Source organism: Armatimonas sp. (genome assembly GCF_043760365.1).
In the GTDB taxonomy this organism is placed as follows: Bacteria; Armatimonadota; Armatimonadia; order Armatimonadales; family Armatimonadaceae; genus Armatimonas.
The window spans coordinates 1-1766 of record NZ_JAYUPA010000409.1; the positions used below are offsets into that span (position 1 = coordinate 1).

3 protein-coding genes are annotated in these 1766 nt (G+C 55.0%); all 3 read left to right on the top strand.

What is annotated here, in order from left to right:
* The first annotated feature begins 240 nt into the window (after positions 1-240).
* The 3 genes from ACH2EH_RS09720 (at position 241) to ACH2EH_RS09730 (ending at position 1631) form a co-directional block, all read left to right on the top strand.
* Positions 241-882, top strand: coding sequence for an alpha-ketoglutarate-dependent dioxygenase AlkB family protein (locus ACH2EH_RS09720; RefSeq protein ID WP_395141178.1), 642 nt, complete (start codon positions 241-243; stop codon positions 880-882).
* Positions 883-955: 73 nt separating this feature from the next.
* On the top strand, positions 956-1156 hold the full coding sequence (locus tag ACH2EH_RS09725; RefSeq protein ID WP_395141180.1) for a helix-turn-helix domain-containing protein: 201 nt from the start codon (positions 956-958) through the stop codon (positions 1154-1156).
* Between the two features lie 118 nt (positions 1157-1274).
* Entirely contained in the window at positions 1275-1631 is a 357-nt protein-coding gene (locus ACH2EH_RS09730; RefSeq protein WP_395141182.1) for a recombinase family protein, read from the top strand.
* Positions 1632-1766 lie beyond the last annotated feature (135 nt).

A 1766-nucleotide genomic window follows, 5' to 3' on the forward strand; every position in this document is an offset into this window, starting at 1 on the left:
CTACAGTGCTTTGGTACTCCTGGTCACGGACACGTTCGCCTCGTCCGAATCGGGCGGGGTAACTCGATTCGGCGTGTTGGTTCTTGCCTTCTCCTTCGACCCCATCCGTCGGTTCCTGGAGGGACGAATAGACAAACTGCTCTTCCACGAGCGTCGCAGGGCCACAAACCGGTAGTTCAGGTGTAGTGTGGGCAAGTGGCTCCCCTCTTCCAACCATCAACCGGGGCGTATACTGCTGTCATGGAAGACGAGACGACTCACAGTTATGCACAGGGTAGGGAAGGTTATGTACAGGGCAATGATGGCTATGCACTCGATATGCCCGATGCTGATGTCCGCTTCTACCCCAATTTCTTCGACGAGTCAGAAGCGGCCAGGCTGCTGACAGAACTGACCCAGACAATCCAGTGGCGGCAGGATCAGATTCGGCTCTTTGGTCGTTGGATAGACCAGCCACGGCTCACGGCATGGCATGGCGACCTCGGATGCAGCTACACCTACTCGGGGATGACGATGCAACCGCTGAACTGGACGCCCGAGCTTCTGAAAATAAAGCAGCGTATCGAGCCGGTGGCGGGTGTCGTCTTCAACAGCGTTCTGCTGAACTACTACCGCTCGGAGCGCGACAGCATGGGGTGGCACTCTGACGATGAAAAAGAGCTGGGCGAGAATCCCGTCATCGCGTCGGTCAACCTGGGAGCCACTCGGCGTTTTCACTTCAAGCACAAGCATCTCAAGGAGCAACGAATCGCTCTTGATCTTACGGCGGGTAGCCTGCTGATTATGGCGGGACCGACCCAGCATTTCTGGCTCCATCAGCTTCCCAAGTCAGCTCGGTCACTTAGTCCCCGGATCAATCTTACGTTTCGTGTCATCCGTTGACTTCTCTGTCAACCGCTGACTTCTCTGTCAACCGCTGACTTCTCTCTTTCGAGACCTAGCGTATACTGCCTTCATGACAGACAATCTGGAGGAGACGCCTCTCATGACGGTGGAGCAGGCGGCAAGCTACTTACAACTTTCGACCTCCTCGATTCGCTCCTACATCCGCTCGGGCAATCTCAAGGCGTTTCGCATCGCGGGTAAGCGCAAGGTGCTGATCCAGCGTTCTGACCTGCTTGCACTTCTGGAGCCTACACGGCCGACGGAATCTTGAATCGCCTCTCCCACGTTGACGATATTCGGTACTTTAACTACGATGCCCCTATGGGAACGATCATAGCTACGCACGGTCGGCAACGATAGGCACAAGTCTGAGCCAGCAAAAAACCGCTCTGCTTCAGGCGGACTGTGAAAGTGTTTTTGAAGAGACTTGTTCCGGGATGCTTCCTCTGGCTGATCGGTCGGGCTTGATCGAGGTCTTAGGGGAGCTGCATCCTGGTGACACGCTCGTGGTTTGTGACGTGGCGCGCTTGAGTCGCTCGTTTCTGTGCCTTGCGATGGTTCTGTCTGATCTCCAAAAACGAGATGTTAAGCTCCGTGTCCTAAATCAGCCAAGGGAGTTCACGAGCCTTGACCAAATGCTGGATCAAGCCTCTCACGATCTCAACACCTTGAAGAGACTGGATCACAGCCGCCATATCAAACGGGGAATCGCTCTTGCCAAGAAGGCCAGAGAACAGGCTGCCTAACCCTTCGGAAACTGTCACGTAAAAGGAACCATACTTTGAGCCTTTTTCACGAATGCTTTGCCGCCCAATGGAATTGGGCGTCTGTAATGGCGCAAGCGCCGCAAAGCCCGTTCCGGGCTGAGGAATAGAATCGGT